The organism is Methanolobus sp. WCC1, assembly GCF_045690315.1.
Lineage (GTDB): Archaea > Halobacteriota > Methanosarcinia > Methanosarcinales > Methanosarcinaceae > Methanolobus > Methanolobus tindarius.
In genome coordinates, this window is sequence record NZ_CP146979.1 from 1,614,010 (window position 1) to 1,629,045 (window position 15,036).

The 15,036-nt window shown below is 34.5% G+C and carries 17 protein-coding genes; 9 read left to right on the plus strand and 8 right to left on the minus strand.

From position 1 onward, the window contains the following. Positions 1-177 precede the first annotated feature (177 nt). The 3 genes from V7O61_RS07705 to V7O61_RS07715 all read left to right on the plus strand — a co-directional run bounded on the left by V7O61_RS07705 (position 178) and on the right by V7O61_RS07715 (position 2,007). Entirely contained in the window at positions 178-405 is a 228-nt protein-coding gene (locus tag V7O61_RS07705; RefSeq protein WP_288068469.1) for a ChaB family protein, read from the plus strand. Positions 406-525: 120 nt separating this feature from the next. Then, positions 526-1,185: a YggS family pyridoxal phosphate-dependent enzyme gene (locus tag V7O61_RS07710; RefSeq protein ID WP_407282249.1), complete on the plus strand. Its 660-nt coding sequence runs from the start codon at positions 526-528 to the stop codon at positions 1,183-1,185. A 180-nt stretch (positions 1,186-1,365) separates the two neighbouring features. Then, positions 1,366-2,007 carry a YIP1 family protein gene (locus V7O61_RS07715; protein ID WP_407282248.1) on the plus strand — a complete coding sequence of 214 codons (642 nt, stop codon included), beginning with the start codon at positions 1,366-1,368 and terminating at the stop codon, positions 2,005-2,007. Between the two features lie 65 nt (positions 2,008-2,072). Here the strand turns inward: V7O61_RS07715 and V7O61_RS07720 are convergent, their stop codons facing one another. The 7 genes from V7O61_RS07720 to V7O61_RS07750 all read right to left on the minus strand — a co-directional run bounded on the left by V7O61_RS07720 (position 2,073) and on the right by V7O61_RS07750 (position 8,456). Next, positions 2,073-2,858, minus strand: coding sequence for a helix-turn-helix transcriptional regulator (locus V7O61_RS07720; protein WP_407282247.1), 786 nt, complete (start codon positions 2,856-2,858; stop codon positions 2,073-2,075). 50 nt (positions 2,859-2,908) lie between these two features. Continuing rightward, complete coding sequence (locus V7O61_RS07725; protein ID WP_407282246.1) at positions 2,909-3,694, minus strand: helix-turn-helix transcriptional regulator; 786 nt, start codon at positions 3,692-3,694, stop codon at positions 2,909-2,911. Between the two features lie 175 nt (positions 3,695-3,869). Then, positions 3,870-4,658, minus strand: a complete 789-nt coding sequence (locus V7O61_RS07730) for a winged helix-turn-helix domain-containing protein (RefSeq protein WP_288068474.1) — start codon at positions 4,656-4,658, stop codon at positions 3,870-3,872. A gap of 216 nt (positions 4,659-4,874) precedes the next feature. Next, positions 4,875-5,282, minus strand: a complete 408-nt coding sequence (locus V7O61_RS07735) for a hypothetical protein (protein WP_023846575.1) — start codon at positions 5,280-5,282, stop codon at positions 4,875-4,877. A 144-nt stretch (positions 5,283-5,426) separates the two neighbouring features. Further along, a complete protein-coding gene (locus V7O61_RS07740) occupies positions 5,427-5,945 on the minus strand; it encodes a pentapeptide repeat-containing protein (protein WP_288068476.1) in 519 nt (172 codons plus the stop codon). Positions 5,946-6,044: 99 nt separating this feature from the next. Next, positions 6,045-7,316, minus strand: coding sequence for a serpin family protein (locus V7O61_RS07745; protein WP_288068478.1), 1,272 nt, complete (start codon positions 7,314-7,316; stop codon positions 6,045-6,047). 435 nt (positions 7,317-7,751) lie between these two features. Continuing rightward, positions 7,752-8,456, minus strand: coding sequence for a hypothetical protein (locus V7O61_RS07750; protein ID WP_288068480.1), 705 nt, complete (start codon positions 8,454-8,456; stop codon positions 7,752-7,754). A gap of 173 nt (positions 8,457-8,629) precedes the next feature. Between V7O61_RS07750 and V7O61_RS07755 the strand changes: the two genes are divergently transcribed. The 3 genes from V7O61_RS07755 to V7O61_RS07765 all read left to right on the plus strand — a co-directional run bounded on the left by V7O61_RS07755 (position 8,630) and on the right by V7O61_RS07765 (position 10,429). After that, complete coding sequence (locus V7O61_RS07755) at positions 8,630-9,184, plus strand: hypothetical protein (protein WP_288068482.1); 555 nt, start codon at positions 8,630-8,632, stop codon at positions 9,182-9,184. A gap of 68 nt (positions 9,185-9,252) precedes the next feature. Continuing rightward, positions 9,253-9,786, plus strand: coding sequence for a hypothetical protein (locus tag V7O61_RS07760; RefSeq protein ID WP_407282245.1), 534 nt, complete (start codon positions 9,253-9,255; stop codon positions 9,784-9,786). A gap of 4 nt (positions 9,787-9,790) precedes the next feature. Next, positions 9,791-10,429 carry a CDGSH iron-sulfur domain-containing protein gene (locus V7O61_RS07765; protein WP_407282244.1) on the plus strand — a complete coding sequence of 213 codons (639 nt, stop codon included), beginning with the start codon at positions 9,791-9,793 and terminating at the stop codon, positions 10,427-10,429. A gap of 79 nt (positions 10,430-10,508) precedes the next feature. Here V7O61_RS07765 and V7O61_RS07770 read toward each other — a convergent pair whose 3' ends face one another. Next, entirely contained in the window at positions 10,509-10,985 is a 477-nt protein-coding gene (locus V7O61_RS07770; protein ID WP_407282243.1) for a metal-binding protein, read from the minus strand. An 81-nt stretch (positions 10,986-11,066) separates the two neighbouring features. Between V7O61_RS07770 and V7O61_RS07775 the strand changes: the two genes are divergently transcribed. The 3 genes from V7O61_RS07775 (at position 11,067) to V7O61_RS07785 (ending at position 14,962) form a co-directional block, all read left to right on the plus strand. After that, the gene (locus V7O61_RS07775) at positions 11,067-11,549 is read left to right on the plus strand and encodes an META domain-containing protein (protein ID WP_407282242.1); all 483 of its coding nucleotides are present in this window, start codon (positions 11,067-11,069) and stop codon (positions 11,547-11,549) included. Between the two features lie 94 nt (positions 11,550-11,643). Beyond that, complete coding sequence (locus tag V7O61_RS07780; RefSeq protein WP_407282241.1) at positions 11,644-12,414, plus strand: HD domain-containing protein; 771 nt, start codon at positions 11,644-11,646, stop codon at positions 12,412-12,414. Between the two features lie 286 nt (positions 12,415-12,700). Next, on the plus strand, positions 12,701-14,962 hold the full coding sequence (locus V7O61_RS07785; protein ID WP_407282240.1) for a PAS domain-containing sensor histidine kinase: 2,262 nt from the start codon (positions 12,701-12,703) through the stop codon (positions 14,960-14,962). The last annotated feature ends 74 nt before the right edge of the window (positions 14,963-15,036 follow it).

The following is a 15,036-nucleotide window of genomic DNA, read 5'->3' on the forward strand; positions in this document are numbered from 1 at the left end:
TGTTTTTCATTCCCTGTCATATCTCGATCCGATTATTTAGTTAGGCTTTACCTAAATATATAGTTTTGCTTTTCGATTACAATTAATTTAGAAATAAAATGCAAGGAAACATATATACACTAATAACTGAAAATAAAAATGGCGTAAACAAATGATCATAATTCAGGGGAGTAAAAAATGCCTTACGATAAATTAAGTGAATTACCTGATGGTGTAAAGGATAATTTGCCAAAACATGCTCAGGAGATATACAAAGAAGCATTTAACAATGCATGGGATCAGTATGAAGATCCGAAAGACAGAAAAGGAGATGCATCTCGTGAGGAAGTTTCTCACCGTGTTGCGTGGTCTGCTGTGAAACAAAAGTATGAAAAGAACAGCAACGGAAATTGGATAGAAAAATAAATCAAAACAAATAAGTATATTTATTTTTTGGCACGATTTCAGAATACGGTTTATCTTATAAGAGAATAAGTAATCAGTGGTACAAACCATAAAATTACAAATTTATCGCCGGGAAATCAAATGTCAGTCACTGAAAACATAACTTCTGTCCTGAATGAACTTGGAAACACAAAACTCATCTGTGTTACAAAAACCGTTGGCACTGAAAGAATTAATGAGGCTATAAAAGCAGGTGCAACTATAATCGGAGAAAACAGGGTTCAGGAGTTCGAAGAAAAAGCCGACAGTCTCCTTCCATGTGAAAAACACATGATAGGACATTTGCAGACTAATAAGGTCAAAAAGGCTGTGGAATATTTTGATGTAATCCAGTCTGTAGACTCTCTAAAAGTGGCTCAGGAAATAGATAAGAGAGCTGAAGCCATCGATAAAATTCAGGAAATATTTCTCCAGGTAAATATTGGCAACGAGCCGCAGAAACATGGCTTTAAACTTGAAGAACTAAGACCGGAAATTAATGAAATTGCATTACTCAAAAATGTCCGGGTCACAGGAATGATGTGTATTCCACCTTATGTTTCGCCAGAACATGCACGTTCTTATTTTAAAGAAATGAAAGCACTTTTTGATGAAATTAAAATAGAAACACAGGAAAAGTTCGATAACGTTGATTTAAAAGAACTTTCCATGGGAATGTCAGGTGACTACAGGGTTGCAATAGAAGAAGGAGCCACCATGGTTCGTATTGGGTCAGCTATTTTTGGTGACAGAAACTATTGAATTGTAAAAATATCATTATTTTTTCTTTTCTAATTAATTTAGCAATCTTTTTATAGAGCTACTTTATTAATCTTGTAAATAAAATTTTAATAAAATTTGATTTAAGAGTTAGTTCTTTAAGGTTGGTTAAAACGTATGCTGGAATTATTTAAAAATCCGAATGTATTTTTCAGGAATAAAATGAATGAGCCTGAAGACCTGAAAAAACCATTTTACATTATAACAGGTCTCTGGATTGCCAGATTGTTCATGCTGACTATGATTTTAATTATTTTCGCATCGAATTATTCATCAAAATCAGCAGTCGGTTTTTCTTCTATTTCTTCTGATACGTATGCGTTTCTTATAGTGATTTTGTTAATCGTTTTAATTGTTTCTTTTCTTGGAATTCTTTTTTTATGGATTACCACTGCCGGAGTATTTTATCTGTTTTCTGCTTTTTTCCGTGGAACCGGGAGCTTTAAAAGAGTACTTGAATTTACATCATATGGTTTCATCCCATATATCATAGATACAATTACCAGCCCCCTGTATTTTTGGGTAATAAGCTCGAAAATAGATTTAATTTCGATGATAGAAACTATGGATCAGACCGGGGATACCAGTGTTTTTGTAAATGAATTATTGTATGCAAACCTACCTTTAAACATATTAAGCACTCTTGTTTCTGTAGCACTGTTTATTCTGTCTTTATACATCTGGATAAACGGACTGAAAGCCGGAAGAAACCTGTCAACAAAAAGAGCAACCCTTGCAGTTGGAATTCCTGCAGTATTATATGTAATTTATAGAGGATTTATGTTCCTGCTTTATTTTATCTGAACTTAGAAACTTATGAATAAATGATATAATATGCTTTGGCATGAGCCATTTTTCTTTTCTTTTTTTTATATCTCAGTTATCAATTCAGCGTCTCTCTCGTAATAGTCATAGAGATCCTTTCCCCACTTACGCCCTTCAGGACTCATACAGATAATTTGTTTATTGCTAAATTCATTATTGCTAAAAAGTAATCTAAGTAAAAATCCATTATCTGTTATTGTAAGGGAACATACACCCATATTTTTTGAATATGAGTAGATTTTGAGATTATCAAATGAAAGAAAATACTGGCAAGTATCTGGCATTTCATTTATTAACTTATCAGCAAGCTCTTTACTATCAATTACAGAAACATTGATATTATTATCAAGTAATTGTTGTAAAACCGGAATAGTTCCCGGATGCATGAAAGTAAATACAAAGTAAACGGCCTCTGATCCAAGTGCCTCTGCAAGGTATTCTGCATTTAGCTTTTGGGCATCAACATGGTCAGGTTCTATTAGTACAAAATCCTTTATTTCCCTGATACGCTTCAGAAACTGTTCAGGGATACCATCTATATTATGAGTGGCGAAGTAGGAGTCTCCTTCATTCAGGGTTTCAAGGGTTTCCAGTAAAGGCTTTGCTTCATCTGCAAGCAGTTTACCTATTCTTGTGAGTTCATAATTGCTTCCCGAATGAAAAAGAATGTTGTGTTTTTCCATTATTTTTAGTTGAGGAAGCAATGATGTTCTTGTAGTTTTCAATTGTCCAAGAAGGAAACTAATATCTTTAGGTCCGTTATGTAGCAATACAAGCACATTTTTTCGTTTTTCCGAAGCAAAAATGACATCTAATAACGAATTTTTCACAACACTTCACCTTTTTAAATTAAGCATTAAAATATCGGATATTAAAATTATCAGATATGTGTGATAGGTTTTGAATCTTTTAAGTAATAGTCAAATAACTCTTTACCCCATAGTCTTCCCTGCGAACTCGCACAAAGAACCTGCTTATTGCTAAACTCATTACTATTTGACAGCAACCTCAAAAGAAAACCTGCATCAGTTACAGTAAGTGATGAAATATCAACATCTTTTTCATATAAATAGAATTTAACATTATCATAAGCAATATAGTGACGGAATTCATCAAGCCAACCGTCAATTAATTTGTCTACCAAATCTTGAGTGAAAATAATCTCAACATGAATATTGTTATCTGCAAGTTGTTGTAGAACCCAGGGACATCCCGGATGCATGAAAGTATAAACGAAAAAGACAGCTCTTGATGTCATTCCAACTTGAAAATATTCTGCATTCAACTCCTGGGAATTAACTATGCTTGGTTCGACAATCTGGCATCCTTGTATGTCACTAATCCTTTTCTGGAACTCTTCAGGAATACCACTAACTTTGTGTGTGGTCAGGTAACGACTGTTTGCGTCAAGAGTGTCAATAGTATTCAGGAAAGGTTTCATCTCATCAACTACAATCTTACCAATTTTAGTGAGCTCGTAACTGTCGCCTGACTGGTAAATAAGATTACTTTCCTTCAGAATTTTCATTTGCGGCAGTAATGCCGGTCGGGTAGTGTCAAGAATGGAAAGTATGACTGGCATTTCTTTTGTTTCCTCATGTAAGATCAAAAGGACTTTTTTTCGTTTTTCTGAAGCAAAAATAATATCCAGCAAGTCTTTTTTCATAAAAGCACGCTCTCTGGTAGTTTTGAATAAGGTCGTTTTGAATTATTTAGAAAAAACTCCACTGCTTTAATGAATATCATTATAAATTCCCAACCAACCAAAATAATATCAGTCTAATACCGTTCGTGTGTCCAGTGGTTCATATAAAATATATTTTAATATAGATATAATAATATTATATGCTTGTGATTCTGACAGCATCTTTCATGAAATAATCAAAAAAATCCCGGCTCCATTTGTAAGCTTCAGGGTGACAACAATATACCTGTTTGCTGCTGAATTCATTGTTAGCAAAAAGCAGCCTCAGGACAAAACAATCATCACTGATTGAAAGTGATGAAACTTTTATATCCTTATTGTAAACGTAAAATTTGACACCATTATTGCTCAATGTGTTTTGTAATTCTTCGGGATATTCATTTTTAACTTTATCAAACAATTCCCGAGAGAGTATCATGGAAATATCAATTTCCCGGACAAGATAGTATGAAAGAATTTCCAGGAAAGTAGGATGCATAAACGTGAAAACGAACATCATTGAGCTTGATTCCTTTGATTTATCAAAGAACTCCCTATTAATTTCATATGTATTTACAAGGCTTGGTTCTATAATCTTACAGTTCCTTAATTCGCTTATCCGCTCAAAAAGATAATCTGGTATTGATTCTGTATTGTGTGTACTTAAATAATCACTGTGTTTATTAAGTGATTCAATTGTATCGAGGAATGGTTTCATTTCATCAACCACAATTTTGCCAATTGTGGTCAACCCGTAAGAATCACCTGATTGATAAACAAGGGAATGTTCTTCAAGTATCCTTATCTGTGGAAGTAATGCCGGTCTGTTAGTGTCCAGTTCTTCCAGGATAACTGCCATTTCCTGAGGACCATCTTTTAACATGAGAAGTACATTCTTTCTTTTCTCAGAAGCAAAGATAACATCTATAAGTTGTTTTTTTTTCAAAATTTAACCCCCGTGAGAAAGCATCAAATACCTATCCATTTGACTAAAATTAAATTTGATTGCCAGTTAAATTTGTATTCCTTTTACTAAACATGTAGACATACTCATTCATAAGCTTTTATATTTGGACCTTATCTTCTTGCTGTTTTTTAACAGCAGAAGCTAACATATTTAGAAAGTATCTTTCGGAATAAAGTTCTAAAAGCAAGGCAGCTATTATTCAGAACAAATACTATGTTCTTTCATAGCAAATTCATTTTCTGAGATGGAAATATAAGGTTCATTCCATGGATTATAGTCTATTGTCAGAGATACAGAAGAATTGTCATCAAGAGTGCTTTTCACGTGACAGCCACACTCCTCATCAAGGAAATAAGTCTTTGCAATAAGAACTGGAGGCTTTGGTTTTTTTATCGTTTCTTCAGGGCCAAGATAAAATTCATTTTTATGTATAGATTGGTTTTGCGGGTCAAAGATTTCAACTGTAATCTTATGACCTACAGTATCCGTGTTCTTTATCTGATAAAACGGAGTGGGAGTGCCAACAATCAAAAAAGGCAATATCACATACAAGAATAAAAATGAAATTATCAGACCACCTGCAATCTTGTATGCCGTTTTCATGTTATTACCCACTTTTCAATCTATTCCAACCCATAAATTGAACTTTGTAGAAGAAATTGTCCATATACTATTTTATTCTATTTATTATACTAAAATAAATAATATAAAAAGAATCATTTTTTTGTAATTCTTTATGCTTTGTAATTATTCTATTTCAATATCATATACACTCAAAAGTGAGATTACTTCCGGAATAGAAAACTTTGTCTTTTTGAGGAAATTGTTGTTAGGGTCTATAGAATAGTTCTTTGCATTCCTGAAAGATGCATGACTCAGGTTTGCATTTCTGAAAAGACTGTTTGTGAGGTCGCAATCTTCAAAGTTTGCATTTTTAAGATTTGTGTTTACGAAATCACAATCATAAACCTGAGAGCCTTCAAACTCAGTGTTTTCCAGATCCATATCAGAAAACAAACAATACGAAAGATAGCAGTTCTCAAATCCTATACTGAATATAAAGTCATTGCATTTTGAAAAATCCAGACCTACGATTTTACAATTTGTAAATCGAACATCCTGAAGTCTGCTGTTATTCAAATCTACGTTAGATAGTTTGCAGTTCTCAAAAACACAATCAATAAATTTAGTATTTTTGAATGATTCGTCTGCAAAATCAATATCCTTGAAAGTCTCTTCCTCAAATTCCTCGTTATGGTATTCCATGATTATTAGAGGTGATAATAAGCTATAAACAATCTTCTAATTGGAAATATAAAAATATTAAAACAATCAAAAAAAGAGAATAAAATAATTCTCTTTTCCTTAATATTCAGGATTCTCAACTTTTCCCATGAAGAGTATGCATCCTGTCCGCTTATCCTCAATGAAGAACATGAAAGGATGATCAGCTTTGAATTCAAGCACCGTTGGAATTGCACCATCAGTTGCTTCAATTGCCGTTGAAGCTGCAGCTTCCGTACCCTCTTCCTGTACATCAATAAACGCCTGGTGGATTACATCATCTAGCCATAGATTATAATCCTCCGGAACTAACTGAACATTATACATACCTGAGAAATTAGCCAGGGTTCCATCAAATGCATCCACAACTCCCATGTTCCGCAATGTATCTGGCAATTCAGTTTTTACATCGATTTTGAATTTAGGTAAGTATGTATGCACAATGTACTGTGATTCCATGGACGATTTAAGTTCATTATAATCAGAAATAGTAAAAGTATCTTCAAATTCTTCTATGTTGTTTTCTTCAGGGAGAACGATGTACATACATAAATCATCACCTTTATAAGGCAGTTCTAGGATTTTTGCATTTTCAGATTCACCATAACTGAAAAATTCCTGAGTATACATCATATCCACAGGATTTTCGTTTGAGGAGGAATTATAGAAAGCTCTTTTTGCCGTATTTGCCGTATCAAATTTATTCATCCATGCACCTTTAAAATAAACAGCATTTGTAATGATTATAGCTGTATCTTCGGTAATCAGTTCTTCTGGAATCAAATCTTTGATTTTGTCGTTTGTTTTCGAAGCAACCCAATTATTGATTATTACTCTGGATTCTTCCGGTTCAGATCTGAAATCAAGATTTGTTACATTTCCACCATAGTATTCTTTTGAATTTGTTGAAAACTCTGAATTCAAAGGATACTCTTTGCGAACCCAGAGAGCATTTGCAGTACTTAAATCATAGTTATCAGTATCTGAATTGATTGTAGCCATCATATTTTTTGAAGCTTCCTCAAGAACAGGTTTACTCAATGGATAATTGAACACAGATGCTATTTGTTCCTGTGTCGTCCCTCCAGCACCACCATAACAGATCGCCATTGCAGTAAAAATGCTGTATGGGGAAAATACAAGATTCTCTTCTTTTACAATATTTGAATACATATCAAAGGCAAATGCATTGTTTGCAATTGCAATATCATATTCATCAGCCGAACTTGCATACATTGTTGAATCTTCATCTACAGCATTTGTTTCAGAAACCGGGTCATTATTTTCTATGCAGCCAATACATAGGAAAAGAAGACTAAATATCACTGCACATGTAATTTTTGTATTAATCATAAATTATGATAGATGTTGTTGCACATATAACTTACGAATGATAAAACCAGAGGAATTAGAATACCATCAATCCGACAATAAATGATACCAGATTACATGTAAATGACAGAATCAAAGCTCTTTGAACTGTCACTTTCAGAACAAAATAATAAATCACGGCTTCTACCAAAAAGACTGAGATTTCACCGATTAAAGCCAGATCCTGGTATGAATCTATGAATTGTGGCAACAGAAACCACAAATAAGGAATTGTTGAAAAGGAAGAAAAAATACCCGCAAACAAAAGAAGGGAATTGCTGAGATCATCAATTTTGAAATAAAATCTGATTAGCAGGAAAAGAACAGATGTCTCTATAATTATTGTCAGAAAAAGTGAAAACAGAAACAAGTACTCGTAGATCATATATATGAGACCGATAGTTGATCTTTATTAATTCAGCAATCATTTCCAAATAGTTTTCTGATGAAGCACAATATTGAATCTTTAAGAGTCACTCTGGTTTCTGACGGTACAACAACTTCAGTCTCATTCACTTCGTTTTCTTCCTGCAATCCAGAACTATTATCATCTGAATTGGTTTTTTGAATTTTTGTTTTTGATTCATTAATAACCAACCTCAATTCAGGTATTTCAGGCTTATCAAATGTTTCATTTTTATAAACAGTTGAACCATGGAAAGATACTCTTCTTTCTTCATAGAGTATAAGTGCAGTGTCATTAAACCCTGCTACAGAATAGTATCTTTCCTCTTTTGTAAGAGGATTGGTATCACTGGTGACATCAAAATTCATATTAAAATCAAAAGTATAAGGCAATATATTTGTGTCTGACTCAAAATCAATTTCATCTAATCCTATGCTGTCAAAATATTCTTTCTCAATAGCATAAACCGTAAGTGTATTAGCTTTATAGCATTCTGTCAGGCAGTCACTGGAATTGATTAGATATGGATTTTCACAATGAACTAATGGTCCGGTTACGTAACCAACAAAAACAACATCAGGATAATCATTAAGATTAGTGATACTTACACATCTACTGTAACCTTTAGTTCCTGGAAACAGGACATCAGCATTTGAAGTTGGTATAAGAGTTAATAATAAAATTATTGATATCATTAAACAGTTTTGAAGCTTCATATTCCCCTCACTTCCATCAATATAAGGTACCTAACATTTTATAAGTATTTTGATTAAATTTTATATTTTATATGGTGTTATTTTATTTAAGCATAAAAACTACGTACTTTTATAAGAACGCCTAAATACTACTGCCTCGAAATAATACATATAGGGAAATGTGGAGTGAAATTATGAAAAGTAAATTAATTCTTGTACTTGTTTTTGTGTCCATTATTTTAATTGGCGTACCTGTGACATCGGCTAAATCCAGTTATTTGTATTCTTTTAATCAGCGTTACGATACGGCAGATACGGTGCTTGATACATGTGATGTGTGTCATTCCGGGCCTAATGGAGGTTCTCTTGACTCATATGGCAGGGCATATTCCCACACCAGAAATTATGGAGGAATTGAAGATCAGGATTCTGATGGTGACGGATTTACAAATCTTGAGGAGATTAATGCTTTAACGTTCCCTGGGGATTCCAGTGATCATCCTCAGGTTGAACCTGTGATTGTGCAAAATTCAACTGAAGAAAGCACAGAACCTGTAGTTAATGAAACGACAACAATACCCATAGAGGAAAGTTCAATAAACGAAACTCAGGAAAACGCAACATCTGATATCGAAAATGAAAATACTACAGAAACTTCCCAAACCACTGAAGGTGACCGGCAAACTCCAGGATTTGAAGTAGTAATTTCAGTTTTCACAATAATAGCAGCATTCTATTTTAGAAAATAATACTTCGTCCTGGAAAATTATAAAACGAGTGCCTGAAATACTATATACAAAAATAATGGAGTTTATGTATGAAATATAAATTAGTTCTGGGATTGGTTTTACTGACAATTCTTCTGGGTTCTTTTACGACATCTTCTTTAGCACGACCAAATTACATGGCATCATTTTTAGAGCAATATGATGTCCGTGATACACGACTTGCAACCTGCGATATGTGTCATATAAATCCTAATGGAGGAGGTGCTCGTGATAGTTATGGCCTGGCTTATGCAGAAAATGGAAAAGATTTCCTTGCCATTGAAGAGCTAGATTCAGACAATGACGGTTTTACAAACATTGAAGAAATTAATGCACTCACATTTCCAGGTGACTCGGATGATTATCCCGAGATAATAGAAGTTACTGAAACAGAGGGAGCTGAAGCTGCTAACTCATCAGCTGATGAGGAAAGTGAAACAGATACAACTGCAAATACTGAAACTGCAACAGAAACAAGCAGCGAATCCGATGTTGAAGATTCAGCAACGGAAGTGCAATCACCGGGATTTGGAATAATACTTGTTGTTTTTGGAATGATGGCTGCTATCTACATAAAAAGGTAAAAACATGGGTGAAGAAAAAAAACCTGTCATCAAAGTATCAAAAGATGGGCCTTTTATTGTAAAAGATCTTAAAACCATTAGGAATTCAAAGGGCGTGTTCATAGAAACAAGTCCATTCATGGCACTTTGCAGATGTGGAGATACTGAGAATAAACCATTTTGTGATGGAGCACATCTGCATAATGATTTTTCCGGGAAGAAAGAAACAGGCAAATATCCTGATAAAATCGAGTCTTTTGAAGGAAAAGAAATAATAATCCATGACAACAGGGCAGTTTGCTCCCACATAGGACATTGCATCCTGAAACTACCAGGAGTTTTCAGGAAGGGTGAAAAACCATGGATTGATCCTGATGCTTCTGATCCGGAAGAGATTGCCAGAGTCATAAGGACTTGTCCTTCAGGAGCTTTAAGCTACACATTTAAAGGTCTGTTGCATAAGGATTATCCGCATGACCCGGAAATATTTATGGTAAAAAATGGTCCCTATCATGCAATTGGTGGAATAGAACTTGAAGACAAAGAAGGGGCCAGACCGGAAACTTTAGATCATTATGCACTTTGCAGGTGTGGTAAATCTAAAAACAAACCTTTTTGCGATGGAGCGCACATTGAAACTGAGTTCAAGGACAGGATAAATTAACTCCTGTCTTATTCCTGAATCCTCATTTTCTTTGAACTATTTTTATCTTAGAACTGCTTTTAATTTGCAATACTAGAAATCAGAATATTGACTTGAATTTTGAGACCATATTATCAGAAATTATGTGAACCTCTATGGAAAGCACTATTCCTCCAATACTTGCTATCATCAGGCTTGAAGGTATAAGCTCATAATCAATTCCAATAAGCAGGAAAACTGCAGCAACTATAACAAGCAGGTTTAATACGATAGACAAAGGCCCGATAACAGGATGGTGAGAAAGACCCCTGTGCTTGAATAACTCCTTGTATGGCCACCAGAGTATCCTGAGGACGCCCCATCTTTTGTAGGGTTTACTGCTGATATCAAGATCAGGACTCAGAAATAAGGTGGCAAAAATATAGGCTATTGAAAAAGCGGCTATTGTATAGTTATCCAGATAGGTAACTACAGGATTTATTTCTTCCCTGAAAGCATAGTAGAATCCAATAAGTACTATGGTCAGAACTGCTGCATTTATAGCGTCATGTGTTTTTCCGTCCGGAATTTGTTTCATCCCCTGAGTTTGCGCTCACAAAAGGTATTGACCGGATGATATATAATCTTCTTCCATTTATATTGAAATTCAGGAGGTTATATGTTGAGGTTTACAGACAAGGTAATAAAAGCATTAGTGGTTCTTGCCATAATTTCAATGGCAATTTCAGTTTCTGCCTGCATGGACAAAGATCTGAGCCGGGAAAATGATGCGGATAAAATAGTAACTAATGCAGAAAGCATATCCAATGTAACATGGGAGTGGACAGGTACAATTGAAGAAGATGCAAAAACACCGTTAGTTGTTCCTGACCCAAAGAAATACACTATCGAATTCATGGAAGAGGGTACATATTACATTCTTGCTGACTGCAACACAGGAAGCGGAACTTATGTACTTGAAAATAATCAGATGACATTAAATCCCGGACCAATGACACTTATGGCATGCGGGGAAGATTCTATTGACAACAAATATCTTGCATATCTTGGAAATGTAGATTCTGTTGTGCTTGAGGGAGAACAATTGAAACTCTACCTGAAGGACAGTGATGACAGAATGCTCTTTTCATTGCAGTATTGAATATTAAATATAGATAGAATCTATATTGAACATGGTTTGAACATTGAAATCAGTGCACAAAATATAATGCTGTTAATGAACATTTTAGCATCAAATGGATGAAGAGAAATTTAATGAACTGAAAACATGGTTTTATAATTATGTCGGCTCATTTTACACAGATGATAGTTTCATTCAGTTGAATGTGATACTAAAAGAAGAGCACAGTATCAGGGTTTGTGATAATGCAGCCCTGATAGCCGCTTCTGAAAAACTTGACGATAGTGACTATTTTCTTGCAAAAACAATTGCGCTTCTCCACGATATTGGACGTTTTAAGCAGATAAGCAAATACAGGACTTTTAAAGATAGTGATTCTGAAAACCATGCTGTCTTAGGTGTTAAGGTTCTAAAATCTGAAGGCATACTTTCAAACCTGCCAGCCACTGAGCAAAAAATAATCCTGCTTGCCGTTGTTAATCACAACAGGTTCCGGATAAAAGGCAATCTGGATGAACGGACTCTTCTTCATGCTAAACTCATAAGAGATGCAGACAAACTGGACATATTTAAAGTACTGCTGGAACACCATAATCAAAAGGATGAAATACCAAATCCTGCTCTGGAACTGGGGTTGCCTGACAAAGCGGAGTATTCCACTGTAATTGTGAAAGAGCTTCTGCAAAACAAGGTAGCAAGCGTCAGTCACGTAAAAACCTGCAACGATATGAACCTTACACGGCTAGCCTGGCTGTTTGATCTTAATTTCAGGGAAACATTTAGTCTTGTGAAGAAACATGGGTTTATTGACAAACTAATATCCACATTGCCACAAAATGCTGAAATAGAAGCCTTACGAACTCACCTGAATGAATATATGGATTAAATGCTAATAATCATAAATCAGGCAATCTAACTACTACTTATTCTACTACTGACTCCGTATTTTTATTATTTTGTCAATCAGGAAAACTTTATTTAATAATAAATAAATCATAATTGATAATTATATAGATATATGGAATACCGAGGACATGTCCGATTTAAACAGATATAAAAAAATAATTTCTGATCTTCCAATTGGTATTATTTGTTCTGATCTCAAAGGGAATATCACATATATAAACAGATTTCTGAGAGAAAAACAATGGTTTCCATATGAGAATCTAAAAGTGCAAAATAACATATTCTCATTATTGCCGGATTCCCTTGTTGAATCCGGACTTAAATCCATACTTGAAAAAATTCTCACTCACAATTCTGAAAACAATTCTGAAACTGACCAGATTATCAGGCATATCACAAATAACGGCAGTGATGTTACTCTCAGGATCAGAACAAAAACAGAGACAGATGACAATAAAAATGTCACAGGTTATGTTTTTCTTATTGAGGAGATTTTGACTGAAACTGAAATCAATAACCAGTTTCAACGGAAAATGGTTGAAGAGCTGATTGAAAAAACATATTTGAAATTTAAAGATATGTCTGTGGCAGAGATCGATGACAATATTCTGGAATCATTGCCACCCATCGGAAACATAACTGATTCAGACATAATATGCATCTTCCAGTTTGCACCCAGAGGACAATTATTTTGTGAGCATAGCTGGCATAGAAATTCAACTGACATAGTAAAAGAAGAAAAGCTTAAACAGTTTGTAATGGCAAATCCGGGTTGCTTTTCTATTTCAGACAAAAAACTGTTTTTCCTTACTCATAATGACTTGAAAAAATTAAACTGTGACTCAAAACAAGCATCTGATTTTTTCAATGAAGATAACAAACGTTCACTAATAATTGTGCCCATATACGGGCACAGAGCAAAGATAGGTTTCATCTGTCTGAGCTCTTCGTTTGAACCTGAGAATACTGAACCGGAACTTCTTCGTCTTTTTAACTATCTCGGGGAGATCTTTGTCAACGCTTTTGAACATCGCAATACCGATAAACTCCTGTTAAAAAGCGAAGAAAAGTATCACAGGATATTCAACGAAATACATGATATTTATTATGAAGCGGATCTTGGAGGAATTGTACTTACAATCAGTCCTTCTGTCCAGCATTATCTTGGATATACGGACAAAGAGTTACTGGGTCGTTCTATTCAAATTCTATACAAAAATCCTCATGACAGGAATAATTTTCTTCGTGAAATCGTAAAGAATGGTTTTGTATCCCATTATGAGATTACGCTTGCAAATAAGAATGGCAATACAGTTTATGTTTCAGTAAATGCACATCTTGTTTATGAAAATGGTATTCCTTCAATGGTAGCAGGAATGATAAGAGATGTTACTGAGCTTAAAAAAGCACACATGGAATTGAAAGAACAGAAAAAACTGCTTGCCAGTACATTTGAATCAATTCCTGATCTCCTTGCTGTAGTAGACAGGAATCACCAGATCGTCCTGAGTAATTGGAAAGGGCATGAATATTTCATAAATGAAGATATGAGTTCCGAAAGTATTTGTTACAAATCTTTCCTGAAAAAGGATAAACAGTGTGATCCTTGTTTGCCATTTGATGTATTTGATTCAGGAGAAATACTGACATATCAGATTCATAATGAAATTGATAGTACGTTCCGTGAGATACGTGTGATACCTATTTTTGACAATAAAGGAAAAGTATCAAAAATACTTGAACACGTAAGGGATATTACTGAACAGAAAAAAGCTGAAATTCAGCTCATGGATGCAAAATTAATTGCAGAAACTGCCAGTAAGTCTAAAAGTGAGTTCATTGCAAACATGAGCCATGAACTGCGTACACCTCTGAATTCAATAATAGGTTTTTCCGATTTTCTGCTTGAAGGTGCATTTGGAGAGCTTAACGATAAACAGGAAAAATACCTTTCAAATATATCCAATAGTGGCAAGCATCTTTTAATGATAATAAATGATATTCTGGATCTTTCAAAAATAGAAGCCGGTGAAATGGAACTCAGGCCTGAGTGCTTTAATTTTAATGAAGCTGTAGATGAAGTTACTACGATAATGGATTCCCAGGCCCAGAGGAAAAATATCACGCTGACAAACAATGTAACCGGTGTCCTTTCTGTTAATGGTGACCGTGCAAAGATAAAACAGATTCTTTATAACCTGCTGAGCAATGCTGTCAAATTTACACCTGTTGGTGGCCTTGTTGATATCAATGCAAATATAAACAACGAAGCAAACGATAAAATTCTGACAATAACCGTTTGCGATACGGGAATCGGCATTTCAGAGGAAAATAAGGATATATTGTTCCATCCTTTCAAGCAGATAGATTCATTCTACAGCAGGCAGCATGAAGGAACAGGCCTTGGACTTGCTCTTGTCAGTAAGTTTGTAGAAATGCACAATGGTAATATCGATGTAGACAGTAAACCCGGTAAAGGGAGTTGTTTTACAGTAAATATACCGGTAAAAAAGAATATACCTGAATAAAACTAATTCTAAATCACATACTATTCCATACAGGAAAGTATACGTAACCGGTAAAATACAACTATTTTCTGAGG